Source organism: Xiashengella succiniciproducens (assembly GCF_023674465.1).
GTDB classification, from domain to species: Bacteria; Bacteroidota; Bacteroidia; order Bacteroidales; family Marinilabiliaceae; genus Geofilum; species Geofilum succiniciproducens.
The window spans coordinates 738,946-765,469 of the sequence record NZ_CP098400.1 but is presented as its reverse complement, the minus strand read 5'-3'; the positions used below and the strand labels follow the sequence as shown (position 1 = coordinate 765,469).

20 protein-coding genes are annotated in these 26,524 nt (G+C 38.6%); 1 reads left to right on the top strand and 19 read right to left on the bottom strand.

Annotated elements, in window-relative coordinates; translation table 11 throughout:
- Window positions 1–16: 16 nt before the first annotated feature.
- From M9189_RS03295 to M9189_RS03205, 19 genes are all read right to left on the bottom strand, one after another.
- Window positions 17–3,091: an efflux RND transporter permease subunit gene (locus tag M9189_RS03295; RefSeq protein WP_250724530.1), complete on the bottom strand. Its 3,075-nt coding sequence runs from the start codon at window positions 3,089–3,091 to the stop codon at window positions 17–19.
- Window positions 3,088–6,264 (bottom strand): efflux RND transporter permease subunit, encoded by a 3,177-nt coding sequence (locus M9189_RS03290; protein ID WP_250724528.1) that lies wholly within the window; start codon window positions 6,262–6,264, stop codon window positions 3,088–3,090. Before M9189_RS03290 ends, M9189_RS03295 begins: the two co-directional genes overlap by 4 nt.
- Before the next feature lie 20 nt (window positions 6,265–6,284).
- Window positions 6,285–7,361: an efflux RND transporter periplasmic adaptor subunit gene (locus M9189_RS03285; RefSeq protein WP_250724527.1), complete on the bottom strand. Its 1,077-nt coding sequence runs from the start codon at window positions 7,359–7,361 to the stop codon at window positions 6,285–6,287.
- A 106-nt stretch (window positions 7,362–7,467) separates the two neighbouring features.
- Entirely contained in the window at window positions 7,468–8,016 is a 549-nt protein-coding gene (locus M9189_RS03280) for a hypothetical protein (RefSeq protein ID WP_250724525.1), read from the bottom strand.
- Window positions 8,017–8,136: 120 nt separating this feature from the next.
- The gene (locus M9189_RS03275; RefSeq protein ID WP_250724523.1) at window positions 8,137–9,306 is read right to left on the bottom strand and encodes a 6-bladed beta-propeller; all 1,170 of its coding nucleotides are present in this window, start codon (window positions 9,304–9,306) and stop codon (window positions 8,137–8,139) included.
- Window positions 9,307–9,441: 135 nt separating this feature from the next.
- Complete coding sequence (locus tag M9189_RS03270; RefSeq protein ID WP_250724521.1) at window positions 9,442–10,734, bottom strand: 6-bladed beta-propeller; 1,293 nt, start codon at window positions 10,732–10,734, stop codon at window positions 9,442–9,444.
- A 61-nt stretch (window positions 10,735–10,795) separates the two neighbouring features.
- Entirely contained in the window at window positions 10,796–11,317 is a 522-nt protein-coding gene (locus M9189_RS03265; RefSeq protein WP_250724520.1) for a hypothetical protein, read from the bottom strand.
- Window positions 11,318–11,555: 238 nt separating this feature from the next.
- Window positions 11,556–13,469 (bottom strand): O-antigen ligase family protein, encoded by a 1,914-nt coding sequence (locus tag M9189_RS03260; protein ID WP_250724518.1) that lies wholly within the window; start codon window positions 13,467–13,469, stop codon window positions 11,556–11,558.
- 108 nt (window positions 13,470–13,577) lie between these two features.
- Window positions 13,578–14,153, bottom strand: a complete 576-nt coding sequence (locus M9189_RS03255; protein WP_250724516.1) for a hypothetical protein — start codon at window positions 14,151–14,153, stop codon at window positions 13,578–13,580.
- Window positions 14,154–14,321: 168 nt separating this feature from the next.
- Window positions 14,322–15,509, bottom strand: coding sequence for a 6-bladed beta-propeller (locus M9189_RS03250; RefSeq protein ID WP_250724514.1), 1,188 nt, complete (start codon window positions 15,507–15,509; stop codon window positions 14,322–14,324).
- A 92-nt stretch (window positions 15,510–15,601) separates the two neighbouring features.
- Window positions 15,602–16,270 carry a hypothetical protein gene (locus tag M9189_RS03245; RefSeq protein ID WP_250724512.1) on the bottom strand — a complete coding sequence of 223 codons (669 nt, stop codon included), beginning with the start codon at window positions 16,268–16,270 and terminating at the stop codon, window positions 15,602–15,604.
- Window positions 16,271–16,509: 239 nt separating this feature from the next.
- Window positions 16,510–17,895, bottom strand: a complete 1,386-nt coding sequence (locus M9189_RS03240; RefSeq protein WP_250722148.1) for an IS1380 family transposase — start codon at window positions 17,893–17,895, stop codon at window positions 16,510–16,512.
- 42 nt (window positions 17,896–17,937) lie between these two features.
- Window positions 17,938–18,366, bottom strand: coding sequence for an NHL repeat-containing protein (locus M9189_RS03235; RefSeq protein ID WP_250724511.1), 429 nt, complete (start codon window positions 18,364–18,366; stop codon window positions 17,938–17,940).
- Between the two features lie 573 nt (window positions 18,367–18,939).
- A complete protein-coding gene (locus M9189_RS03230) occupies window positions 18,940–20,112 on the bottom strand; it encodes a 6-bladed beta-propeller (RefSeq protein ID WP_250724498.1) in 1,173 nt (390 codons plus the stop codon).
- 78 nt (window positions 20,113–20,190) lie between these two features.
- Complete coding sequence (locus M9189_RS03225) at window positions 20,191–20,445, bottom strand: hypothetical protein (protein ID WP_250724510.1); 255 nt, start codon at window positions 20,443–20,445, stop codon at window positions 20,191–20,193.
- 286 nt (window positions 20,446–20,731) lie between these two features.
- Window positions 20,732–22,225 (bottom strand): O-antigen ligase family protein, encoded by a 1,494-nt coding sequence (locus M9189_RS03220; RefSeq protein ID WP_250724509.1) that lies wholly within the window; start codon window positions 22,223–22,225, stop codon window positions 20,732–20,734.
- 206 nt (window positions 22,226–22,431) lie between these two features.
- A complete protein-coding gene (locus tag M9189_RS03215; protein ID WP_250724508.1) occupies window positions 22,432–22,635 on the bottom strand; it encodes a sensor histidine kinase N-terminal domain-containing protein in 204 nt (67 codons plus the stop codon).
- Between the two features lie 339 nt (window positions 22,636–22,974).
- On the bottom strand, window positions 22,975–24,132 hold the full coding sequence (locus M9189_RS03210) for a 6-bladed beta-propeller (protein ID WP_250724507.1): 1,158 nt from the start codon (window positions 24,130–24,132) through the stop codon (window positions 22,975–22,977).
- Between the two features lie 474 nt (window positions 24,133–24,606).
- Window positions 24,607–24,900, bottom strand: a complete 294-nt coding sequence (locus M9189_RS03205) for a hypothetical protein (RefSeq protein WP_250724506.1) — start codon at window positions 24,898–24,900, stop codon at window positions 24,607–24,609.
- 82 nt (window positions 24,901–24,982) lie between these two features.
- Here M9189_RS03205 and M9189_RS03200 point away from each other — a divergent pair.
- Window positions 24,983–26,118 (top strand): IS3 family transposase gene (locus M9189_RS03200; RefSeq protein ID WP_250722613.1). Its coding sequence is split into 2 segments (ribosomal slippage): window positions 24,983–25,235 and window positions 25,235–26,118, totalling 1,137 coding nucleotides; the frame shifts between segments, so codons are not numbered across the junction.
- Window positions 26,119–26,524 lie beyond the last annotated feature (406 nt).

Below are 26,524 nucleotides of genomic sequence, written 5' to 3'. Positions count from 1 at the left end.
AATGATTTGACCTTCTTTAGTCTGCTAATTCATTACTTCTCTCGTCCGATTTTCTGTATATGTAGTAATAAAACAAAGGAATCACATACAAGCTGATATAGGTTCCGATTATCATACCTCCAATAATTGTAAGGGCCAAAGGCCTCTGTAGTTCGCTTCCCATCCCACTTCCCCATAGTACAGGGACCAGAGCCAGAACAGTAGTCAGCGCTGTCATTATAATAGATTTCAACCTCCTGTGTCCACCTTCCTTAATAGCAGGAAGCAGTGGCATCCCCTCAGCTCGCAGCCGATTTATCGTATCAATCTTTAGTATTGAGTCATTCAACACCACACCACTCATAACGATAATACCAATCATCGACATTATGTTAATACTGCTTCCAAATATCCAAAGCATAAACAAGCCACCTAAAATTGCAACGGGTATTTCAAGCAAGAGAATAACAGGCTGGCTCAAAGACTCAAACTGTGCAGCCAGAATAAAGTAAAGCAATGCAAGAGCAATAAGGAGAACTACAGCAAGTTCCCTGATTAGTTCCCGCGAACCAAACCAACTGCCGGCAAAGGATACATCCAGGTTATAGTCAGTCTTAAGCGTCCTTGAAACATCTTTCATCAATCCCTCTACCTTCCTGTCCGGAACATTGTAAAAATTAACCGGGACATAAACGCCTCTGGCATCTCCCAACATACTTTTGTAGTCATGCTTAATCCGCGTATCCACAAGGGCACTCACAGGGATCTCAAGATTGTTTCTGCTTCCAACCTTTAGCTCTTTCAAAAGAGCCTCTATCCCTTTTGGAGGATTACCAATTACAATCGGAATATACTCTGACCCACTGTGCAATACTCCTACCTGCCAGGCATCCAACGCTATTCGCAGCCGTTCATACAATGCGTTGACATCTACGTCATACAATAACAGTCTTTCAGCATTAGCAATTATCTCCATATAGCTTTCACCGGCGGGGGGCAATACCCCTGCCCAGGGGTATTGCCTGCCAACCTTTTCGCTAATATTCTGCATCATGACATAGTCAGGCACTTCACGAAGGTCACTGTTACTAACTTTTGCAATAATATCAGGTTCATCATCTGCAAACAGCTTATCAAAGACTGTTTCAGGGACTTTGAATTCATAAACAGCACTCGGCCATCTTTCAGCAATAACTCCTTTAATTGCTTCCTCTACTGCTCCAAGGTTATCAGGATCCTTACATTCAAAGTATATCATAGCCTCTGAGATAGACTGATCAATATCTCTGTGCAGAAAATACTTCTGTGTTCCAACATACGAGGTGCTAAGGCTTACAAAGTCTCCAACAATGCTGTTTAAGGCCTTTACCCTTTCGGAGTTTTCACTAAGATTTATCCGCTCATTCCAATCTATTGATACTAATACATCACTATGCTGAAAGTGAGGGAAGCGCTCTTTCTTTAGAAACACAAACAGCAAAATCATTGGAATCAAAAGCAAAACACAGATAACTGTAGATACTTTGCGATAGCCGAATACCCAGTCAAAGCCTTTTGCATAGTTTTCTTCAATATTAAATAGGTTTACTTTCCTTAGCATCTTTGTGATCTTTCCTTCTTGTATGCGGTCTTTTTTATGTGCTTTCTTGTAAAACAAATAGTAAAGAACCGGGATAATTGTAATGGAAACGACTAGAGAAGCAAACAAACCAATACCCACTCCAAAGGCCTGATCGTGAAACAAAGCTCCAGAGATACCGCTAAGGAATACCAATGGAACAAATACAGCAACAGTTGTGAGTGCAGACGACAACAGTGGACTTATCACCTCAGTTGTAGCTTTTGCACATGCTTCAGCTAGTGACACATTACGATCTAAATACTGTGTGATGTTGTCAATCACAATTATTGAGTTATCGATCATAAGTCCAATACCCAGGATTAGTCCGGAGAGGGACACAATGTTAATCGACAATCCGGCCAGATAAAAGAAAAGCAGGCTCACCATTAATCCCATCGGTATTGATATTCCGATTAACCATGGAGCTCTGCTATCCTTCAAAAAGAAGAACAGGATCACAAAAGCAAGCAATCCGCCTATCACAAGGTTGTCGCGTAGGTCGTTAATTGAATATGTAAGAAGTGCTGTTTGGTCACGTATCACCTCTGCCTCAACCTCAGGAAACTCCCAGTCAAATCTGTCAATCAACTCCTGTACACTTCTTCTCAAATCCTTCATCCGGGCATCAGAATGCTTTATAACAGCAAGCGACAATGCTCTTTCATTTCCCCTTAGAAATGCCCCATCCTGCTCTCTGGCTCTTACACCTATTTTAGCAAGTTCGCTAAGCTTCATAAAGCGTTGTCCTACCCTTAGTCTTATATCTTTTACATCATCCGGACTTGTAAGAGCATTTGTAAAACGTATTGAAAAAAGATATTGTCCGTCAGCCACCTGCAGGGTACCTAAATCAATATTATTTTCATTAAGGGCATTAACAATATCATAGTGAGAAAGGCCAAGTGATTTAAGTAAAGTCTCATCTGGTTCGATATACAGTTCCGGATCCAGATGACCTGTCATATCAACCATTGCCACCTCCGGAAGTTGCTCAAGCCTCTTTATCAAAACATTCTTTGCAAGGCTGCTCAATTCAAGAAACTGTACCTCATCTGCCCCCTTGCGCCACAGATTAATGTAAAAAACCGGCAGGTCGGAAGAAGAAGCCTTGATGATAGCCGGCCTTTCCATATCAGCAGGCAGGCTGCGCATCGCTGCATCAACCTTTTCATTAACCTCAATAAACGCATAATTAATATCAGCACCATGCCTGAACCGAAGACGAATAACAGCATTTCCATCACGAGTCTCACTGGTCATATCCTCCAGATGGGGAATCTGCATAAGTTGATAGCGCATCTGCCTGATAACACCATCCTCTATTTGGCGTACAGACTGGCCTGGACGACTAACCTGCACAGTAATCTCAGGGATATCAATATCAGGCATCAATGATACCGGCAACATACCTATTGCAACAAGTCCAAGCGTCAGGATGGCCACATAGGTCATAATTACAGCTATCGGCCTATCAATCAAAAACTTTATCATGATTTCTTATTTCTTATAAAAACCAGAGGAAGCCAAATAATTACTCCCAACAAAGAGAATATTAGACCTCCGGTAGCACCGGCGGCTAATGAGAACCAGAATCCTTCACCCTTTCCACCTATCAGGAAAGGCATGAGCCCCAGTATTGTCGAAAAAATAGTTAGTAATATGGGTATTATCTTATGGTTAAATGCTTTGATATACAATCTAAAACTTGATAGCCTTCGATTTGCCTTCCTCATATTATTGTATTCATTGATAATGTATATCGATGCATTTATTGTTAGTGCACATAGTAGTAGCATGGCTGCATAGCCTCCCTGATCAAAGTTCAATTTGAACAATGAAAAAGTCAGAAACAGTCCAATAAATGATACTGGTATGACCATTAGGACCGCCAACGGTTGTCTCAATGACTCAAATAGGATTGAACACAGTAGGAATACTATCGCCACCACCATAAATAGCAACCAGTATTGCGACTTCTCATCCTGCCGCCATCCGCCCCAATTGCTTGCATCATGAAGGTAGAATCCCAAAGGTAGATAGTTTCGTGCTTGTTCGATAAAGCGCTCACGCACCCTCCTGTTTAATTCCCAGGGTCCAATAAATTCATAATGTATATTTAATTCATACACCTGATTATTTTTTCGAATCTGATCTCCTGTTCTCTCCCTTTCCATCTTCCCGATATCCTTGAGTCGCATCCCTGCGTAGTTAGACATTAGCAGGCTGTTTTCCATTGTCCACACATTAGTACGCCCCTTATTTACATCTCTTAAAACTACATCCATAGCCCCATCCTTGCCGGACACATATCCGGCGTTTACATCACCGGGAGTTACAAACTGTAGATTGGAATAAAGGCCTCTTAGCGAACTACCTGTTTCTTCCAGTCGATCACGGTTGAGTCTCATTACAAACTCATACCGTGGTTTTGCCCACCATGATGAACTTGCACCAATGATAACATTACTAACCCGGGGATTGACCTCAAGGCTGTCTCTAAACCGATCAGCAAGCTTTAGTAAGAGATCATAGTTGTAACCAGTCAAAAGCAATCTGTTGCTTCCCTGGTTTTCATACATCATATTACTAAATCCCTGACCCACACCATGAATTTGAAAATCAGCACTACCTATCTGATTGACCTTCCTGATCAGTTCATTCTTTAACCTGTGAGGGAATATCCCGGTTTCGTGCTCCGGTCTGAAAGTAATTTCGATTTGGGAATTGTCGATACCATATATTGTGGAGATAAACATGTCAATCTCTTCAAAACCGGCAAGGAAATTTTCCAGCTCCAGGAACACATCATTCATCTGATGGATAGTAGATCCGTCAGGCATGCTCCCCCTTGCATACAGCACTGTGCGTGAATTATCCCAGTTAAAGTCCTGTGTTGCGAAGTAGCTGTAAAACAAATACCAACTTCCCCCAAGTATTCGACTTGCCCAAGGTTTGATACCTGACACATAGCTTGGACTACCCAGGGTCTTGTTATACAATGAGATATACCATGGTGATGTAGGCTTTTCGATGGCTGAATAGATGCTCCATTCTTTCTGTTCTTTGGTCTCAACCTTGTCGGGTAGAAGGAAAACCGGAAATCCAAAAGCCCAAACCAAAAGGAAAATAAAGAGTTTCCTGTGATTTAGGCCAAACTTTATAAAACCGGAATAGACACGACTAAGTCTTACTGTGATCCTTCTATGCCTGAAAAACTTACTACCAACGGTTTTGCCAAGTGGGAGCTTGTCCATCATGGCAGGGACCAACAACAAAGCTACCGCTAAAGACACACACAGATTAATGACAATCACAATGGCAAAATCTATCAGCTGCATTCTCTGTTCTTCCTTTAAGAAGAAAACTACGGTCATGGCCCCGATTGTTGTGACCGTTGCAGCAAGAATAGCCATAAAGGCCCTACGATTACCGAAATTCCTAATATGATCGGCCATTATTATCGTGTTGTCGATAATAATACCCAGGGATACGGTAAAACTTGCAAGGCTAATAAGGTGAATCTCAACCCCAAGAAGGTAATAGAATACAAAGCCTACACAGATATTGGCCAGTAGGCTAAGCGAAACAATAAGTAGATAGCGCCAACGGCGGCTGATCAACAAGACAAATAATAAGAGGATGATAATGGCGAGTAGGGCTCTTGAAACAATCTTCTGAATCTCTGAACCTATATACTCCGACGCATCATAATTTACAAGCATTGAAAAGTTCTGAGGAAAGCTAAGCTTTAATTCGCTGATCAGCGAATTAATTTCCTTAGAAAGAGCCATCTGATTGCCCCCTCGTACTGAGTAAACCCGCAGGTAAATTGTTGTAAGCCCATTCACTCTAAAGTAAGATATTGGCTCAACCTCTTTTAGACGAGGATGAACAATATCTGTCAGTTTGATAATTCTCCCAGCGGAACTGGCAACAACAATATCTTCCCATCTGACAGAGTCGGTTGTAGCTGGAGAGAATGCCACATGGATGCTTTCCGTTTTACCATCTTTAGTAGTATGCGAAAGACCTAATTCCTTGCGCTCCATAGCCTTCCTGATAGCAGTTTGCAAATCAGCAACATGAAGCCCATAGATATTTAGCGTCTCCTTATCATATACCAGTTCCCACTCCAGAGGTTGAGCACCACTAACCTCCACCCGGCTAACGTCATTAAGGTTACTAATCTGAGGGGCTATATTATTCATTGCAAACTCCCGAAGAGAGTAGGCTGTACCTTCCCCATTTATCGTATATATCAGAAGTAAGGGGTCATCCTCATCCGCACCACTTGTATAACTCACCATAGGTAGAGGAACTCCTTGAGGCAAACGTGGATGCAGACTTCGTAGTATTGAGGACACCTCAAATCTGGCTGCATCCATATCAGTTCCTTTCTTAAATTCAAGCGAGATATAGCCTCCCCCCTTATAGGAACTTGAAGAAATATTCTGCAACCCTCTGAGTGAGGACAAGGCACCCTCAATAGGAGAAGTAACCTCCCTCTCAACAACCTCTGCCCCCATTCCATACCATGAAAAACGCACAAAAACCTGATCACCACCGCTTTGAGGCTGAAGCTGAACTGAAAGCTTGGGTAACAGGGCAAGGCCAATAATGGAAAGGACCAGGAAACCAATGTTCACTGAAAAAGAACTCTTCATGCCGGATTGTATGGTTTTACCTAGTGTGAATCCTTATTTCGGAGAACTACTTCTGCTTCATGAGCCAGGTTGATGTTATTCTCAACAATCACTTCCATACCTTCTTCAAGTCCATCAGTTACAGCAACATTTGTAGAGTTCTCGTGACTTGTCTCAACATAAGTCCAGATTGCCTTACCTTCTTTGTATACAAATACAACCTTGCGGTTTTGCCTGTACAAAACCGCTTCCTTTGGAATAATTATGCAGTCAGGTACTGAATTTTTTAACAAAACCCTTGCATTCATTCCGTCAAGCAGTTTACCGTCAGGATTTGGAATACATGCCATGATGCGTACCATACCTCTTTCATCAATAGCCGGATTAATGCTGGTGACAGTACCTTTGAATGACTGTCCCGACAATGCAAAAGGAAAGACTTCTACACTCTGCCCTTTCTTAATTGCGGGCAACTCAGTTTCAAGCACATTAAATACTATTGACATAGTGCTGATGTCCAGGATCTGGCAAAAATATTGAAACCCTGAAGAGTGATTATTTTCCCTGGCATACAGGTTGGCTACTATACCGCTTATAGGCGCTTTGATAGTTGCCTGTTCGTAATTGCGCTCTGCTTCTTGTAAGGATGATACAGCAATGTTGAAGTTACTTCGCAACTGAGCCATCTTAAGGATATTATCAGGTATGGTCGCTGTATCACCAATAGAATATCCAAGGCCCAGGAGACGGTCTTCAAGGTCGAGCTGAGCCTGCTCATAAGCATTGACAGCATCGCTCAATCTTTTTTGGAAGCTGAAAGTATCAAGCCTACCCAAAACCTGACCTGAAGATACATATTGTCCCTCATATACATTGATACTGACTATCTGCTCCTGAACTGTAAATGGAACCACTGCTTTGCTCTGGGCTTCCAGCTTGCCGTTGCTTATCAGCTCAAGATCAAAACTGCCCTTTTGTGCTGTAATTGTAGAAACCTCAACTTTAGCAGGTTCCACGAATGACAAACGTGCCGCATCGGCACTCTCAGTATCTCCGGCCTGTGATGTTGAACAGGCAACGCAAACAATGGGTAACAATAGAGGAATAAGGTATTTCATAATTAAGTTAGGTGTTAATCCGGGTCAGAAGACCTTTCTTAAATATAATCAAGTTACAGTAATATCCATGCCTTCTTTTTTAATTTAGTTGATTCTCAGATAATCCTCAGCTTTTCCCCTTGCTCACAATCTCATAAAACAGCTTTGTCATATCCTCGTTAATCCAGGGCGCCCCTACCATCTTAATTTTGTTCTCTGAGTCGATAAGAACCGAAGCATCGATAATCCAGCGGGGAATATCCTTATTCGATTCAAGAAACTTACCCTCAGGATCCATCACTGTATAATACCTACTATCTACATATTCGTAATTAAACACTTCGCTCATAAACTCCTCATATTTGTTGCCCTGAATTACAAATAGCACAGTATAATGATTAGGTAAAGAAATTGAATCCAACTGTCTGTGCCATTCAATATACTTTGGATAGCACGGTTTACATCCAATCTTTAAAAACACAACTGAGAAATAATCATAGTGCTGTCGTATTTCATCTATTGAAATGACACGATTTCCTTGATGTGCTAGTTCAAGCGAATCAATTACTAAAACCTTATTTAATGCCTTCTTTAAATCTCTCACTTCTGGTGATGGACTCTTGCAAGCATTCTGAAAGAATGCAATCAGTATCAATGATAATAGGACTTTTTTCATATGCCTTCCCTAAAACCAATCTTATATGTAACTATCAAAGGGTTTCCATCCAACTCGAAATCATCCAAATACCTTGAAAGAGTTTTGTTTGGAATTTCTGCAAAATCCTTTTTGCATTCTCTATATCCCGATAAACTCTTCAAGAATCATTGGCCATATATACCCAACAAAACGATCATCATCCGTAACAGCCTTAGGTGCCTGAAGAAGTGATGTTAGCAAAAATCGATCATCATCAAGAGTACATCCTGAAACTGATAATCCATGATTTATATGATACTGTTTACCTGTTTTTCTGCATATTAGAAAACTCAAGCCCCCTTTTGGGGTGAGATATGACCCATATACAGCTGCTGATGTTTCATAGTAATTAGATAACTTATAGCCACTCATGATAATTGAACTCGCCTCTTTTTGTGATCCATTGAAGTTCTTTAAAATATTGTGCCTTGACTGACCCGATTCAATCTCAAAGTAAGCATGAAGGCTATATGTTAAATCTGAATTAATACGAAATATTGAATCAGTTAATAATTGCCTTATTAGAACCTCCCCACGACCATTCCTGAATGCTAAATTATCACGTGCAGGCATAACGTCTTTATAGTTAAAACTTAAAAAAGGAAAACCTATCGATATTACGGAGTCTTTGATTTGAGAAAAAACTGACCAATCTTGCATTGGATATCCGATATTTTGATTTAAAGAGGAAAAAAAATGCAAACGACCTAAGGTATCTGCAACAAATGCAACATAATAATCATCTTGAGCATGTTCACTAATAAAATTCCCATCCAAATCATAATACTGAATTTTAAAATCAGCTCCTACTACAATTAAGCCATTCGCCCTGTCTATTGAAAAATCATTTAAAAACAAATATTCTCCCGGTCCCCGACCCTTGTTGCAAATCTTCCTTATAAATCGTCCCGTCCTATTGAAAATGTATATAGCAGCACTTTTTTCATCGAGAATAAAGAGTCTATCTTCAAAAAACTCAATCTTATCGATTTTCCCTATAATTACATCCTTGGGATCCAATAGTATATAATCCACATCGTAAGCATAAGGAATGATTTTATTATATGCCGAATCACAATCTAGAGTTTCTTTATCATACAGTTGTGTTATCTCAGAATCTTTCCTTACTACAATCGGCTGCTCATTAGATGATACTCGCTCTAAGACAGAGGTGTTCTCAGAAGTGTAAAATATCCCGTTTTTATTACTTCGTTTGTTACAAGAACTAAATATCAAAAACAATAAGCTTAGGATAAAAAGATTTTTCACAATTACAATTATTATGTGAAACTTAATATGAATAAACTGGCGTCCGAAAGTTTCATGTTTTAATGGCAACCTCTGTCGCCTTTGTATTCTTGTAAATAATTATCAAGTATAAAACTTGTCGGAACATCAAGGATTCTAATTAAACTCAAACCTGTATAACATCAATACCGGATTGGAGTTTTCATTAATATTCTCAACAATGTGAGCGACAGATTCATCATACTCAACTGGAACCTCCGTTATAATATTGCCCTTTTCATCATAGGTAACTAGGTTTCTTTTGGTACCATCAAGAATTTTGTATCCGGGGATAGCCGCAACAAATTTATTTTCATGTATAGTTACCGGAGCCTCTCCTGTATATAACAGTTTTATGGGATGGGCAGAGAGCACTGTGCTGAATTTATATGTTTTATTGTTTTGTTTATCATAGAGATACATATAGAGCAAGCCATCCCCTAGCCCACATATATACTGTATACAATTATCATTTTCTAAAAATGATACTATATCTTGATACCCGCTCTTCGTGACATATTCCCAATACAGTTCATCAAAATTTGTCTCAACAGGCATGCTTTCAAACTTTTGTTGAACGGATTTATCAAATTTGACAACATATGGAACAAAATAAGTCGAATCATTTAGAATTTGGTATATCGAATCACTTGCATGCTGTCGTATTTGAATATCCCCACGGTAATTAGTAAAAAAAGAATTGACTGCCCATAAAGTTTTTTGGTAATGTTTATAAGGAAGACCCTTGTATATAATTGAGTCTTTGACTCCGGAATATATACTGTATTCTACTAAATCCTCAATATGATAATTCTGCCTATAACTACTTCCGCTCACTAACACTGAATCATTAATTGGCATACAAGCAGAGATATGTAGCATTGTGTGTTCAGTTTTTATATATTCTCCGTTTAAGTCAAAGTATTGAAACCTTGAGGATTTGTCGTCCTTAACCACAAAATAATCAGCCCCGGGAAACGTAAATATTTGGGCTATCCCCAAAAATTCTGAAGGGCCTCGACCCTCTGCCTTTATTCTTTTTATTCCAACACCCTCCATAGTAAATATGAAGACAGCCACATCATTTACACTACAATCATGTATAATAATGCGATCCTTAATAAAAAGGATATTCTTAACCTCGCCAATGTATCCTATGCTATTATCAAGAGCTATATATTCATATTCCAAATTCGGTACAATCCCATCGAAGCCTGACACATCCTTTAGGTCTGTAAACAAATAATATTCTTCGGCCTTATTAGGGAAAAGAGAAACAGTAGGAATTGAATCATTCCTCTTCATTAATTTAATGGCTCCATGAGTTGGAAGCGTAACAAACTCCTTGTTTCTGTAATGGCTACAACCAAGAACTATTAATATCAGAAAGAAAAACACCGGTCTTGTCATTGTTTCAAAATTTAAGCCTCTGCAAATTCGTGAAATTTGCAGAGGCGTTAATACAAATTACTTATCCCCGCTTGCAGGGTGTCCCATTAAAACAATTACCATCACCATCTACACAAATCACCCTATATTCCCTATACTCATCGTAGTATGTTGTTTGTTCACTTGTTATACCAAAATTACGACTAAGCTCCAAGGGAAAACCAGGAATAGGAATACCAATACCAAAACCCATATTCAGAGAAGTTTTATTCGTATTTTGTGTAGGACTACCTGAGCATGGCTCTTTATGGGGCTTCCACCTGGTTGTAAAAGGGGTATCATTGTACCATTGTGGCTCGTCTGTCCATCTCTGTCCATTAAAATAAAAGACATGAATAGCACGCTCCATGGCACTACTTGAGGTGTTAGAATTTCCATAAACTGTAACTTCAGGAAAAACATATTCAACTTGTGCTTGCGCCATTATCGCAATTGCATCCAGCGAAACATCACCGGCACTATTTCCTTGTAGCAAATTCATATTAAACACAGTTGCTACTGCAAAGAATCCGGTTGCTACTGCAAAAAATATTTTCTTTTTCATAATTATAAACTTAAGGATTAGTAATTTGCCGGCCATACTGCCAGCATTCAGTCTTTTTCAATGTCTACCTGCCTTGCAGGGACATTGGGAAAAAGAAGATGCTCTCTCACCCATGTGTCATCTAAATACTTATCTTTGTCACATTACCTCCTTTCTTTTTAAAGTTTGGAGGGAGTCCGAAGAGGAAGCATGGGCGTAGGAGCACAGGGGCTTCCTCTTCTTTTTCCCATGTTATTAACTACTCTTCTGTATCTAAATTTTTTTTCATCTCTCTAATTATTTCTTTTGTTGCGGAAGATTCCACTTTTATTGGACTATTGAGGATATCTTCGGCCAATAGTCTTGCTTTATTGGGCTGGTCGCTTTCTATAAAAAGTTTTGCAGACAGGTACTTGGGCAGCAGTGATGAGGGAATCATAAGGCTGCTTTTACGATAAGCCTTTTCTGCAGCTTCAAAGTTGCCCAGTGCTTTGTGGTTGTCGCCAAGCGTATTTTGAATGATTTGACTGCTGAGGTACTTTTGAGCAAGAATAAGTACTTTGTTGCTTTCTTCGTGCTTCTCGGTCATACTTAAGGCCTTGCCGTACATTTGGAGAAACAGGCCGTTTGTATTTAATTCAGGAAGCGCTTTTTTGTAAGTCTCCACTGCTGCCTGATAGGCACGGAAATTATACCAGCGTTCGGCTTCGTGCCATACGCTCATTGCCTGGTAATGCTCCTTGCGGTGTGGATAATAATGGATACTAACCACCAGAATGGCCATGGCAAATGGCAGGGTAAACAAGATGGCCTTGCGCCCTTTTATTGTAAGTATTGTTTTGGAGGCGCCAGCTAAAAGCGCTGCTAAAAAGACCAGCTGCAAAACAAAGGAACTGATAGCGAAGGGATAGGAGAAGAAACTGAAGACCAACAGGGCAATCAAAGAACCCTTGACACCGATGTTTGGGACTGGGCCAGCAAATGATTGCTCTTGGTCCTGGTCTGCTTGCCATGATGAGGCCGCTGGAAGACTTTTGTTTCTTAACAAGAAATACAGTAGGGCACCGGCCAGAACAACAGCAAGGAGGCCCTTTTCCAGCCAGAGCTTCAATACTTCATTAAAGGGAGCTTCCGGTGAGCCGGCCACCATAGATTGTGTTTCGGTTCCTTTGCCTGCTTCGAACCAGTTGGCCTGCTCATTCATATACAGCGCAGCAAATGCACCTGAACCATGACCCGTTATGGGTTTTTGTTTTATCAGCTGACTGGTGACCTGCCAAATGAGCACTCTGCCGTCTGCCGAGCCCTTTTTCATGGTGTAAAGTCCAAAACCTATAACCAGAACGACAAGCAGGATGGCAAACAAGCACAATACCCGCATGGGTATTGAGAAGGAATGAAGCTTATTTTTTAAACTATGCCAGAAGGACTTAAATACCGGATGGCATGTCAACACGAATAGGCACCCGACCGTGCCTGCAATCCAGGCTGCCCTGGATTGCGCGGGAGGCAGTACAAATGCTACGGCAATAAGGGTGGTCCAGGCTAAGACTCTAAAAAAAACAGAGAGAAGAACGGGATGGTTTGCGTTGATGGTTTTGGAAGCATCCATCACCAAGGTCGGAAACGCAATAATTCCTAACGCCATTGGAAGTGCACTTGCGACAAACCCTGAGAAGGGACCTGGATTGTGAAAGGTTCCGGTAATACTAAATAATGCATGATGGGATGGGGAGAATCCATACAACTGCATCAAACCCAAACCTGCTTGGCCCAGCGCAATAAGTAGAAACAGACTGACCCCTCCCCAATGAAAAAGAGGACCAGCAGATTGGTTACGGACAAAAACATAGATTAAACTCCAGAGAAGGGTGTTAAACAGCGTTTTACTATAGGAGCTGTAGGGCGCATCTGAAAGGAGCTCGCTAAGGAGGTGCCACAGAACAAAAAGAACTACAAGGCCATCGGCTTTTGTAAACTTAATCTGTCTTTTAAAAGGAAGGGTGAGCGTTAGAAGAACTGCACCAAACAGCGCGCAGATTTCAAGACCGTATTGTTTGGCGGTAAGCAGGTCGTTAAAGAAACCCCGGGACACCATAAACGCCGTTGAGAACATGGCGCATAGGATCAGTAGCTGAACCAGGGTTACGATATGGGCGCTGCCTTTTTTCATTTGGGTGTAAGGAGGCGTCTGGATTAAAGGTCTATGTCACTTTTACAAAAGTAATTAACATTTGTAGAGGATTGCAAATAATTCGGGGGTAATTTTTGTTAAATAATACTAATTATGCTTACACTTCAATGGAATATTACATCCTCTCTTCTCACCCATACTCATAATCTCATAAAACAGCTTTGTCATATCCTCGTTAATCCAGGGCGCCCCTACCATCTTAATTTTGTTCTCTGAGTCGATAAGAACCGAAGCATCAATAATCCATCGGGGAATATCCTTATTGGCCGCAAGGAATTGGAATTCCGGATCCATAATGGTATAATAATTATCGTCCACATGGTCAACGTTAAGTACATTAATCATAAAATCCTCATAACTATTTCCATGAATAACAAAAAGAACAGAGAAATTATCAGGACATGCAATAGAATCCATTTTATTTTGCCACTCAATAAATTTAGGGTAGCAGGGCTGACAACCTTGTTCCAGGTAAACAACTGACAGGTATTGAAATTGTTGCTTAAGTTCATTGAATGATAAAAGATTGTTTCCCTGGTGTACGGTTTCAAACATTTCTAAATTAAGGGTTTTGTTGATATTCTCGCGCAAATCCTTCTCGGTTTGAGAAGGTTGAGAGCAAGAGATGATAAAAACTAAAGTAAATAATAATGTATTTTTCATTTTTTTCAATTCATTACTCCTCGATTTTACTGATTTTAATCATGGACTAGGTGAACAGTAGATAATCAAAATAACTTTTTCAATTCCATAGAAATAACTTGGAATGTTAGCATTAAAAAGTTTTTGATTTGCATCTTAATACCGCACTAGTTTAACGATAAACAACAACTATTTAAATTTAATAAAGGACAGAACAGGGTTGCAGTTTTCATCAATTTTTCTATCTATTTCAGATAAAATAGAAGGAGGGTCTATTCCTTGTTCTTTACGACTTTCAAAAACCATCTTAAAATATTCAGCATTAAGGATTCCTACAAAAGTGTCATTCCATATAGTTACTGGAACAGATATGTCGACTCTCCTAGAGGGGTCAAAAGAGCTTTGTAGGTTATATACTTCTCCATTAGTTTTGTCAAGTAAAAAGAAACACATCCTTTTTTTTACTGCATACTCAACAAATAAGTGTTGTGAGGATTCTAATACTCTAAAAATTTTAGCGAACTCATGTCTCTGATCTAAATTTAAGAAGTTCTCTATTTCTTCCTCAGAGGAATTTATATTTATTGGAGGCATGAACTCATCGCCGAAATCAATTTGATACTTTTTCTTTATGGAGTCTTCAAAAATATGGTAAATATTAAAATCCGCATATTCATTTCCCAATACAATAGTATCACCGTAATAGCTTAGATTTCTAAATCCACCCATTACCTCCCTAATCCGGTTTGATTCAGAATACACATAATCAAATGCGGATTGATAAACGTCAGACTTATTAACAAAAAGTAATCTTGACGAATTTGGGAATCCATCCATGTTATACGAAGGAAAGTAACCAGAGTAAACCACTTTCTTGTCGTTTTCAAGCTTCATGAAATCGCTCACGATGTAATCGATAGAGAAATCTTCGACAAATTCATTATTTAGGTTATAGGTTCTGAATTTAAACCCTCTACTATCATAGATTTCTATCAATTCACCATTCTTGGAAACTGAAAAACTATAAATATCGTTGTATCCACCTGGTCCTCGATGTCTATTAGATATTTTCCCAAGGTATTTCCCGTCAATATTAAAAATCTTTATTTCATGTAGTGATCTATCTTGAATAAAAATCTTATCTCCTTTGATTTCAATTTTTCCAATTTCTCCTAAACGGCTTTCTGTCGATGTTTCTAATTGAATAAAGTAAACGTCTTCAATTAAATCACTAAATAGGTCATCATGAAATGACATTGGGTCAATTTTTAATTTGATAACACCATTTTCGTCCACATTCACAGTATTAATGCTTGAATTGTTACATGCTGATAGGATGTAAATCAAACAATAAGTGCCAATTAATAAGTATTTCATCTGTTCTACAAATTGTAAATGCATAAACCGATTTTTTAATCCGCATAATTTTGAGTTTTTGTCAATAAAATAATGACGATATGAACCATTTTTTAAAGACTGTACTTAACAATTTGAAATTCTTCATTTAAGATTACTGCATATAATTCATTGCTGGCCGGATTGGCAGCAATCCTAATTACAGGATAACCTAAGTCAATTATCCTCTTTAATTTACCATCATAATCGTATAAAAAGACTGTTTTTGGTAGCATTGAAAAATCTCTTCCAACCGTTGATTCATCAGTATTATCAATTGAATAGTCTCTTTGAATACAAACAATATAATCCATTGTTAATGCTGATGATCTTATGCCTAATCTTTTTCCATCAAGCACTAATTTTTCTCCTTCTATTTTACCCGGATTTTGTTCTCCAACCTCCGTTTGCAAAACAAAACCACTATTAGGATCTATTCTGAAAATGGCCATATAGGGAAAGCCAATAACTGTGTATACTAAAAGTTCCTTTTTGGGATGAAAAAATATATCCCCTTGAAATACGGCATAGCCGTTATTTATCTTAGAATTAATTGGTTGGCTTCCAAAGGAAACCTCTTTAAGCCCATTCTCTATAAGCGTAAAGCTTTCATTGTTACCGGGTCTAAAGAAGACGTTCTTATTAGTATCAATAATAGCTACGCGAGTAACCCCATGGTTGTTTACATTTCGCAAAACCTCAAATTCATGCTGGTCTGAAATTGCGGATTTTATAGATAACAATCCAGCATGGTTATTTCTACCTAAATTGAGCGATTCGTAATTTCACCTGCCCCCGTCGTCTCACTTGATTTCAAAAAAACGGAAATTTTCTCAGAGGTAGGCTTCTTTCGTGTACTTTTTCAACGAAAATTCAGTTCTGTTTTTCACTCAAACCGAACTTTATCGCATTTTCTATGGGTCTGGACATAAGTCTCCCATTACCACTACGGGTTTACAATCCTGAGGTATGTTGTTCTGCCTTATGCAAACTGAATTTTCGGCGGTGACTGACACCGTTCCCATAACTCTTCAATATTTATCGTTTCATAAATTACTCTGGTGACATTCAGGACAATACTCCTTGCCCTTGAGGTTATCTTGACAGCAAAATCAATAAGCTTTCTTCTGAATGTATTAGGATATACGGTTACCGGAATAACCTCTGCGGTAACATCTTGTTTGTATGCTTCGAAAATAAAGTGTGTAACTACCAGCATAAAATAATAGGCTCTGTTCATTCCAAAGGATTTAAAAGGAAGTTGTTCTCTGGTAGCAAGCTCTTTAATGCTACGATGTATCAACTCGTCGGCTCCTCTTTGGTGTGATTTTCGTATGATGGTATCAGCTTTAAACCACTCATCTCCACCGGATGCCCGAAGCCTTTTGTCAGCGACAGGACAGTTCCCGATATTGGTATAGATGACGCTGTCAGGCTTACCAAATTCCATTACGTACTGCCCGGTATCATCCCGGTGCAATCTGGTAAAAAAGCAACGACGAAACTTGGACCAGGATTTCAACTTGCTGGCAAATTCCGCAAATTGCCAGACTGCTTTATTTTTAGTGATTTTGCCCAAAGTGTCAATGGGTAAAGCCTTTACATATTCAGTAACATCATTGTACAATTTTCCTGTTGTAATGTAATGTATATTAAGCTCTTGCTCGAATATCTCGTACGCTTTCTGATCCGCAAACCCACTATCGGCGCACACCACAATAGGGACTTCTTTGGAGTATCTCTTGCGTATCAGATTTACTATAGAGCGTACCCTGTCGGTGTAATCTGATCCATGATTGGAATGAGCACTTCCTTTTCTAAAGGTCACGTCTATCAGAAACGAGCCCCAGCATATATGAAGTGGCTGAAACCCTTTCTTACGCTTGTAAGTGACCTCGCAACCTTCGCGTTTCGCAGCATCGTCATTATCCAAAACCATGGTGTCAATGCCCAGTTCTATAACTTTGGGTTTGGATATGTGAAGCCTCCAGATAAACAGTTCATTAAGTATCTTATTGAATACCGAGTTTGAAATAACGGACAGCTTCCCAAAAAAACGTTTGACCTGGTGAGAAGAGGCCAATTGGTCGGTCTTGCATTCAAGCAAACATGCATATCCTTCATCCTTTTTACTTTGATCAAAACTGCTTATGGCCATATTTGTGCCATCTATAAAAAATGCAACAATCTGTTTTACAAACTGTTGAAGCTGCAAGCCTTTGCTGTTTCCAGTAAGCAGAGAAGAAACATTACGCGATATTAGCCCATATAAGCCAATTTGCTCAGTGTAGCGAAGAAATAAAGGGAGCCCTCCACGACCAGAAATTTTATTGGTTGTAATGCCGATTTTTGTTATCTTCGTACTCATAAAAGATAGTCTTGTGCACCTAAATGGTGAAGTGTTGTTTTTTTATTTTAATACCTCTAAAATACACATTATCAAGGTTATAAGCAAGCTATCTTTTATTTTTTTTTGTATAAATCGCTCAATATAGGTTCTATTTAAATCATAAACATAAATGCTATCTTCCTTAATATCCCCCAAGGCTGGAGTTGTAAACTCTAATGGACCCCTGCCAAGTTTTCCAGCTTTTCCCAGTTCTTTTCCAGTTTTAATATCATATATTTTAATAAAAAACTCATTTGAGAATGGATCACTTAAAACTATATGCTTAGTATTTACCCTCATAGTGCCAGGGAATTTTGTTATAACAGAATCGCAAATTATTTCTGGTTCTAAGGAGATTCTAACAACTTCTTCGTCCTTATTAATTGATTCACTGCAAGAGGAGAGAATAATAGTAAATAGCGAATAATACAATATTGCGAGATGTTTCATGATTTTTATCTGTTTTTATTTGAAAAAAGAAATAGGGGATACTATGTATCAATAGAATCCCCTATATTTTGAATTATTAATTATCTGGGTTCAGCATATGAATATGTTTTACCATCCTTACCTACACAACTATACTCATGGATAACTGCTATACAGCCTGTCATCTCGGTAAATTCTTCATTAGTGAGTCCTTCATTCTGCGCCTGAGCCATCACCTCAATACTCTCTAATGAAACACATGGGCACTTCTAACTTATAATATATTGTTATTAAGCCAGTTAATGCTATGAAAAAACCTGTGCATTTCCAAAAACTATTTTCTTCTCATAATAATTGAATAAAAGATAAAAAATTAGCTGTGTGATTTAACAGCCTGTTTGAATTAAAACATGTGATGAATTATATCTCTTTTTATATTACTCAAAATAGCGAATTAGTATAGTTAAAAGTTATTGTATATTTAAAACCTAATGGCCTCAGACAAAATAATGAAAAGAATGTTTTTTTGCTTCATTAATATGGTTTATGAATTCCTCGCTTTTTTTTAATTTATATGCGGAATAAGTCAATACGCTATCGCATCGTATATTTTGCTAAAACAGGATTACTATTAGGGGTTAAGTTTAAATGCTGCAGTTTTTCCGGCACGTTATTATTGTCATCCATTAATCGAACTGGTTCAATAACAGTTATGAGACTATTACGAGTACTCGCTACAGCTCGGCCAAATATTGCTCCGTTTATATCATCAACTGGATACCCCAAGGTAACATGAGAAGACTTATTTTCCTTGTCGTAATACACCGAATACATATCATCATTGGAGATAAATGTGAAATACAAATATTTTTTGAACTCGAACAATTGGTTGGGATAGTATGTAGCACCGGTTTTTCTTAAATTAAACGCAAAGGAACTTTTAATGCCTTTATATTGATGTAATTCGCTAAGGAAATTGCAGTTTAGCGAGCCAAAATCGAGGTAATACTTTGTTGAAAATTCTCCTCTGTCATTATAATGGTATATATAATTGCTAAGTGGAGCATAAATATTTACTCCATCTTCACATGGAGAAAGGCTACTGGGCAATGACCCATTCATAACACTCATGAATTCTTTTGTAACCTCAAGATGTTTTTCTTTAATACTCAAATCCGGATTGACAACATAGAGATTCCACAAAGTCGTCTCATTCTTATTCATTACTTCATTGTATAGATTTCCAACCCAGAAAATATAATCACCATTCTTTAAAGATGAAAATTTCAAAGCATGTATGGGTAATGCATCTGACCTTACGTATGCACCGTCAAGATTATAAAAATGCATTTTCTGCAGCATTAAATCCATTATAATAACCGTTTTTTGCGTCCTATCTATATTAAAATCATTTAATGCAACATATTCACCCGGACCTCTGCCTTGCTTTCCAATATTATATTGAAATTCCCCTTCACTATTAAACACTGACACGGAAGGATTTGATGAGCCATGGCGAACAAAAAAGAGATCATCGTGTACAATAACCTTTTCAATGTTCCCTAAAGCCATTCCCTTGGGTGTTGTGAGTTTAATATATTCAATTTGACCAATAAATTGCGACATTGGTAGCTGTTTGTTTGAAGGGGTTATTGATATGGTTTCATACTCGTTTTCTTTATGGGACCTATTATTACAAGAAACTGAGATAATAGAAATCCCAACAATTATTGAAAAAAATAAAAATGTTCGCATCTTTTTAAGCATATCAGGGTTTAATTAAGAATTAATTTCTAATTTTTGAGTATATGGTCGCCGGAAACACCGGCGACCAGATAAAAATTATTAATCGCAGTCATATCCTGCCTGACAGGGATTTTGCGCACTAACATCACACATTCCGCCCGGAATACTACATACGGTATTCTCAGCGTTAGTATATCCAGGCACAGTTTCTCCTGCATATTGAGCCTGCGCCATTATCGCAATACTTTCAAGTGAAACATCACCGGCATTGCTTGATTGTAACAGATTCATATTAAACACAGTCGCTACTGCGAAAAAACTTGTTGCTATTGCGAAAATAATTTTCTTTTTCATTATTATAAATTTTAATCATGTAAAGATTCGCTGCTGATAATAAACAGCTATTCGTTTTCTAAACTTAACTTAAATGCCCTACTGCCTTGCAGTAGCATTTTTTCGAAATATCACGGTTCGTAATCCTGTGTCTTTTCGAAATTATTATCTTTACGTCATCATTCAAACCTCCTTTCTTTTTTAAGTTTGGAGGGAGTCGGAAGAGGAAGCATGGGCGTCGCAGCACAGGGGCTTCCTCTTCTTTTTCCCATTTGTTGCACGGAGAGAACGGTGGAAACACGGAGTTTTACTGAGGCTTTATTGTTTTTTCCTCTGTGTGCCTGTGTGTCTTCTCCGTTAAACTCTTTGTAACTATTTCGTTCATTTCATTCATTATTTCTCTAGTTGCTGATGACTCAACTTTTATTGTGCTTTTGAGAATATCATCTGCGGTTTGTTTTGCTTTATTGAGCTGGTCGCTATCTATAAATAGTTTAGCAGCCAGGTATTTGGGCAGCAATGAAGAAGGAATCATTAGGCTACTTTTACGATAAGCCTTTTCTGCAGCTTCAAAGTTGCCCAGTGCTTTATGGTTGTCGCCAAGCGTATTTTGGATGATTTGACTGCTGAGGTACTTTTGAGCAAGAATAAGTACTTTGTTGCTTTCTTCGTGCTTCTCGGTCATACTGAGTGCTTTGCCATACATCTGAAGGAAAAGTCCGTTATTTTGTAATTGAGGGAATGTTTCCTGGTAGGCTGCTACGGATGCTTTGTAAGCTGTTAAGTAGTATAACTGATCTGCTTGATTCCAGATCTTCATCGCTTGATAATGCGCCTGACGTTGAGGGAGAAAATAGACAGAGACTATGATAATTGCAAAAGCTGTCGGTAAAGTCAGAAACAGCGCTCTTGATCCAGTAATACTAAATAATTGCGTGCTTGCTCCTGCTAAGAGTGCTACCAAGACGACCAGCTGCAAAACAAAGGAGCTGATAGCGAAGGGATAGGAGAAGTAGCTGAAGACCAACAGGGCAAGCAAAGAACCCTTGACACCAATGTTTGGGACTGGGCCATCAAATGATTGCTCTTGGTCCTGGTCTGTTTGCCATGATGAGGCCGCTGGAAGACTTTTGTCTCTTAACAAGAAATACAGTAGGGCACCGGCCAGAACAACAGCAAGGAGGCCCTTTTCCAGCCAGAGCTTCAATACTTCATTAAAGGGAGCTTCCGGTGAGCCGGCCACCATAGATTGCACTTCGCTTCCTTTGCCTGCTTCGAACCAGTTGGCCTGCTCATTCATATACAACGCTGCAAATGCACCTGAACCATGACCCATTATGGGTTTTTGTTTTATCAGCTGACTGGTGACCTGCCAAATGAGCACTCTGCCGTCTGCCGAGCCCTTTTTTATGGTGTAAAGTCCAAAGCCTATAACCAGAACGACAAGCAGGATGGCAAGCAAGCACAATACCCGCATGGGTATTGAGAAGGAATGAAGCTTATTTTTTAAACTATGCCAGAAGGACTTAAATACCGGATGGCATGTCAACACGAATAGGCACCCGACCGTGCCTGCAATCCAGGCTGCCCTGGATTGCGCGGGAGGCAGTACAAGTGCTGCGGCGATAAGGGTGAGCGCCAGAAGAACCGTACCAAACAGAGCGCAGATTTCAAGACCGTATTGTTTGGCGGTAAGCAGGTCGTTAAAGAAGCCCCGGGACACCATAAACGCCGTTGAGAACATGGCGCATAGGATCAGTAGCTGAACCAGTGTTACGATATGGGCGCTGCCTTTTTTCATTTGGGTGTAAGGAGGCGTTTGGATTAAAGGGGGATGTCACTTTTACAAAAGTGTTAATGTTTGTTGAAAATTGCAAACATTCGGGGGAGGGGGGTAAGATTTGTTAAATATAATTAAAATGTGTACTGTTGCTGTTTTGGGGTATTGCTGATGAAGCGACAAATGATAATCGAAACCAATGTCTCTTAGGCTATTTTCTCATTGAGTCAGGGCGCCCCTACCATCTTAATTTTGTTCTCAGAATCAATCAACACCGAAGATTCAATAATCCAGCGAGGAATATCCTTGTTCGATTCAAGAAACTTACCCTCAGGATCCATCACTGTATAATACCTACTATCTACATATTCGTAATTAAACACTTCGTTCATAAACTCCTCATATTTGTTGCCCTGAATTACAAATAGCACAGTATAATGATTAGGTAAAGAAATTGAATCCAACTGTCTGTGCCATTCAATATACTTTGGATAGCACGGCCGACAACCATTTTGCAAATACACTACCGACAAGTAATCGTATTGTTGCCTTAAATCAGCCAAGGTAAGGAAAGTGTTTCCTTGTCTAACAGTTTCAAGCAGATCGTAACAAAGATGTTTGTCGATCGTTTTACGCAGCTCTTGCTCAGCCGGCGAAAGATTTGAGCAAGACATTTGGAATAATATTAAGAATAGGATGCATAGCTGTTTCATAGATATAGTTTTTTTGTTATTCCTAGTTGTGCAGCTTGGATAATTACTAAGGATGAATTATTCAATCATGATTTGTTTGATTATTGGATTATCATTTTCTCTTACTTTGCTTAGCAATAATTCTAACTCTCCTTTTGAAGAGTCTGATGCAACACCAGATAAATTATGTGGATATATAACTGTGCTGATTTGATTGTTTGTAAAATAAACTGGCTGGCCAAACAGAGGTGGAATTATCCCAGTTTTATATTGCCAATCATCTTTGTTAAGAAGAGTACCGTAGACTTTCTTGTCCCTTTGAAACTGAAAATATACATGATGGTCTGTCTCGAAAACCGAATGGATCATATACGCGTAATCTGTCTTATTTATCTGATTTAGAATATTGAACCTTTCAGGAAAATTGGTAGTTTCTATTTTTTTTAAAGGTTCAATATACTTAAGGGGAAGGTTGTTTTCTCCAAAGTCAATCACATATTTCCTGGTAACTGTATCATTGTGTATGGAATATAGTGTGTTTTCGAGTGGTAAAGCAAAGATCGATGCATTAACAGAATTGGTAAAGCTGTATGGAGTAGCTATCACAAGGTCTTTCATGTGCTCCTGGATTGGAATAAAGAAGGACAAGTTTTCGACGTTTTCATCCGCTTTTATTATATTGAATGACTCCTTTGTGTCTTTCGATGTATTGGCTTGATTATTTGTGAAGAACCAGTATTCCCCCTGAATAGATTTGTGGAAATTTTGACAAAAGAATGGTAAATTGATTGAAGTAAAATAATTAAATTGTTTATCCATTCTAAGGATCTTTTGAGAACCTGCATCAAGCAGCTCTATACAACTGTCTGGTTTAGAGATCAGTATGTCTGAAACTCTTAAGAACTCACCCGGTCCTTTTCCTGCCCTTCCAATTTCAGATATAAAGTTCCCTGAATTATCAAATAGGAACACCTTGTTACTTTGCGTATCTAGGATGATTATCTTATCATCAAAGTATATGAGCTTACTTATATCAGCAATTGCACTATTTTTATCTCTTTGTTCCAGGAAAATGTAGTTTGGTTCTCCATTTTTGTTTGCAATCTGTAAGTCGTTTTGGGAGACCACCACCTCAATTGTAGAAATGCTCTCTTTAACGCCACTAGTGTTTTCTTTGCTATTATTTTTGCATGAGATGAGTGCAGAAATAATTAATACAAAAACTGTTCTTCTCATAGTTTTGCTTTTTATCATTTTTGACAAGCCTTAAAATGTAGAATGGATGAAGGCTTTTGTGGTTATGCGATAGTTGTTATAAGTGAGAGTCCAAGAAAATGGACTCTCAGTATAATTAGCAAGGCATTTGCCCAGAGACATTACACGTTGTTCCTCCCAAAAGGCACTTGTAAGTCCATACACCATGACAATAATATCCCTGAGCATAGCAATTAGTACAGTTAGTCCAACTTTCAGATTGAGCTTGAGCCATCACTATTACAGCGTTTAAGGAAGGACTTTCATTGTTATTCCTCTGTAACAAATTCATATTAAATACAGTTGCTACTGCAAACAATGGGTAACAATAGAGGAATAAGGTATTTCATAATTAAGTTAGGTGTTAATCCGGGTCAGAAGACCTTTCTTAAATATAATCAAGTTACAGTAATATCCATGCCTTCTTTTTTAATTTAGTTGATTCTCAGATAATCCTCAGCTTTTCCCCTTGCTCACAATCTCATAAAACAGCTTTGTCATATCCTCGTTAATCCAGGGCGCCCCCACCATTTTGATTTTATTTTCCGAGTCGATAAGCACCGAAGCATCAATAATCCAGCGGGGAATATCCTTATTGGCCGCAAGGAATTGGAATTCCGTGTCCATGACGATATAAAACCTATCATCTACATAACCGTGATCTAACACTTTGGACATAAAACCAGAATATTGTGAACCAGCTATTACAAACAAGACAGTGTAGTTATCCCTGATATCGATAGAATCCATTTTTTCGTGCTGTAGCCTTCCCTGAAAATCGGACAGTTTAAAATTAGACAAATTATTAATTTTAAGCAGTCAAAACAGAGTTATGAAAAAAACAAGATTCACAGAAAGCCAAATTGTAAAAATTCTAAAGGAGTATGAAAGTGGTATTGATGCTCAAACGATATGTCGCGAGCATGGCATTGCCAAGGCTACATTTTATAATTGGCGCAAGAAGTATTCTGGTATGGAAGCCTCTCAGTTAAAACGTTTAAAAGAACTGGAGGAAGAAAACCGTAAACTCAAGCAGATGTATGCAGATCAGAGTTTAGATAACTTGATGCTAAAGGATTTGCTTGGAAAAAAGTTTTAAAGCCCTGCGAGAAAAAAGAGCGAGCCGAATACTTGCATTCCACATACTTGATCGGCATCGGCAGGGCGTGCCGATTGATTGGATTGCATCGCTCCATGTGGTATTATGAAAGCAAACGAAACGATGTTGAAGTCATCAACAAGTTGGAAGAACTGTCAGAGAAACTTCCAACGCGTGGCTTTGATGAATATTATGGTCGAATACGCCAAGAAGGCTATAGATGGAACCGCAAGCGAGTATTGAGAGTCTATCGCTTGCTACAGCTAAACCTACGCAAAAAACGAAAAAGAAGGTTGCCTGCTCGTATAAAAGAACCACTGGAGCAACCCAATGGCATCAATCATACTTGGTCTATGGATTTTATGAGTGACAGCTTGATTTATGGCCGTAGATTCCGAGTATTAAATATTATTGATGATTACAACAGAGAAGCCTTGGCCATTGAGTCGGATTTCTCTTTACCAGCAGAACGTGTAATAAAAGTGCTTAATGAAATCATATTCTGGCGAGGAAAACCTATGAAAATAAGAGTTGATAATGGGCCTGAGTTTATCTCTAATGCTCTGCAGAAATGGGCAAAAGACAACGAAATTAAGTTAAAATTCATTCAACCTGGAAAACCAACCCAAAATGCATATATTGAAAGATTTAACCGCTTTTTCAGAGAGGACATTCTCGATGCATACTTGTTTAATGACCTATCTGAGGTTAGACATCTGGTCTCAGAATGGATGGATGATTATAATGAATTTCATCCACATAAATCATTGGGAGGTAAATCTCCCTTAGATTATGTTAAAAACGAGTATAACCACCATATTTTAAATAGCAAAGAAAGTTCGCTGCCAGAACCTGTCAAGGGTATATAAACGGCTTCGTTCCTCAGCCGCCCTTGACAGAACCTCTCAGCTCACTGAAAAAGCATTTAGAAATATGGTTCAAGAAAAAAAATGTCTATTTTGTAGTTGTCTGATAAGGGGTAAGTCTACAGTGCCATTCTACAAACTTTGGATAGCAAGGTTGGCAGCCATCTTGCAGAAAAACTACAGATTTGTATTTATAATCTGTACTCAACTGCTGCATAGTTAATAATCCGCCCGAATGAAAGACGGTGTCTATTTCTCCAAAGTTGATGGTTGTATTAATAACCATCTTTAAGTCTTTTTCTGTTTGAGTTGGAGGGGAGCAGGAAAATAGTGAAATTAGTAAAGAGAGTAGTAACCTATTCTGCTTTATTATAGAATTTATAACTATATCGTTCATTTTTAGTTGTAA

Coding starts and splice junctions, on each gene's coding strand:
- M9189_RS03295 (WP_250724530.1), bottom strand. CDS start 3,091: ATGATAAAGTTTTTGATTGATAGGCCGATAGCTGTAATTATGACCTAT.
- M9189_RS03290 (WP_250724528.1), bottom strand. CDS start 6,264: ATGAAGAGTTCTTTTTCAGTGAACATTGGTTTCCTGGTCCTTTCCATT.
- M9189_RS03285 (WP_250724527.1), bottom strand. CDS start 7,361: ATGAAATACCTTATTCCTCTATTGTTACCCATTGTTTGCGTTGCCTGT.
- M9189_RS03280 (WP_250724525.1), bottom strand. CDS start 8,016: ATGAAAAAAGTCCTATTATCATTGATACTGATTGCATTCTTTCAGAAT.
- M9189_RS03270 (WP_250724521.1), bottom strand. CDS start 10,734: ATGACAAGACCGGTGTTTTTCTTTCTGATATTAATAGTTCTTGGTTGT.
- M9189_RS03265 (WP_250724520.1), bottom strand. CDS start 11,317: ATGAAAAAGAAAATATTTTTTGCAGTAGCAACCGGATTCTTTGCAGTA.
- M9189_RS03260 (WP_250724518.1), bottom strand. CDS start 13,469: ATGAAAAAAGGCAGCGCCCATATCGTAACCCTGGTTCAGCTACTGATC.
- M9189_RS03255 (WP_250724516.1), bottom strand. CDS start 14,153: ATGAAAAATACATTATTATTTACTTTAGTTTTTATCATCTCTTGCTCT.
- M9189_RS03250 (WP_250724514.1), bottom strand. CDS start 15,509: ATGAAATACTTATTAATTGGCACTTATTGTTTGATTTACATCCTATCA.
- M9189_RS03240 (WP_250722148.1), bottom strand. CDS start 17,895: ATGAGTACGAAGATAACAAAAATCGGCATTACAACCAATAAAATTTCT.
- M9189_RS03235 (WP_250724511.1), bottom strand. CDS start 18,366: ATGAAACATCTCGCAATATTGTATTATTCGCTATTTACTATTATTCTC.
- M9189_RS03230 (WP_250724498.1), bottom strand. CDS start 20,112: ATGCTTAAAAAGATGCGAACATTTTTATTTTTTTCAATAATTGTTGGG.
- M9189_RS03225 (WP_250724510.1), bottom strand. CDS start 20,445: ATGAAAAAGAAAATTATTTTCGCAATAGCAACAAGTTTTTTCGCAGTA.
- M9189_RS03220 (WP_250724509.1), bottom strand. CDS start 22,225: ATGAAAAAAGGCAGCGCCCATATCGTAACACTGGTTCAGCTACTGATC.
- M9189_RS03210 (WP_250724507.1), bottom strand. CDS start 24,132: ATGAGAAGAACAGTTTTTGTATTAATTATTTCTGCACTCATCTCATGC.
- M9189_RS03205 (WP_250724506.1), bottom strand. CDS start 24,900: ATGGATTCTATCGATATCAGGGATAACTACACTGTCTTGTTTGTAATA.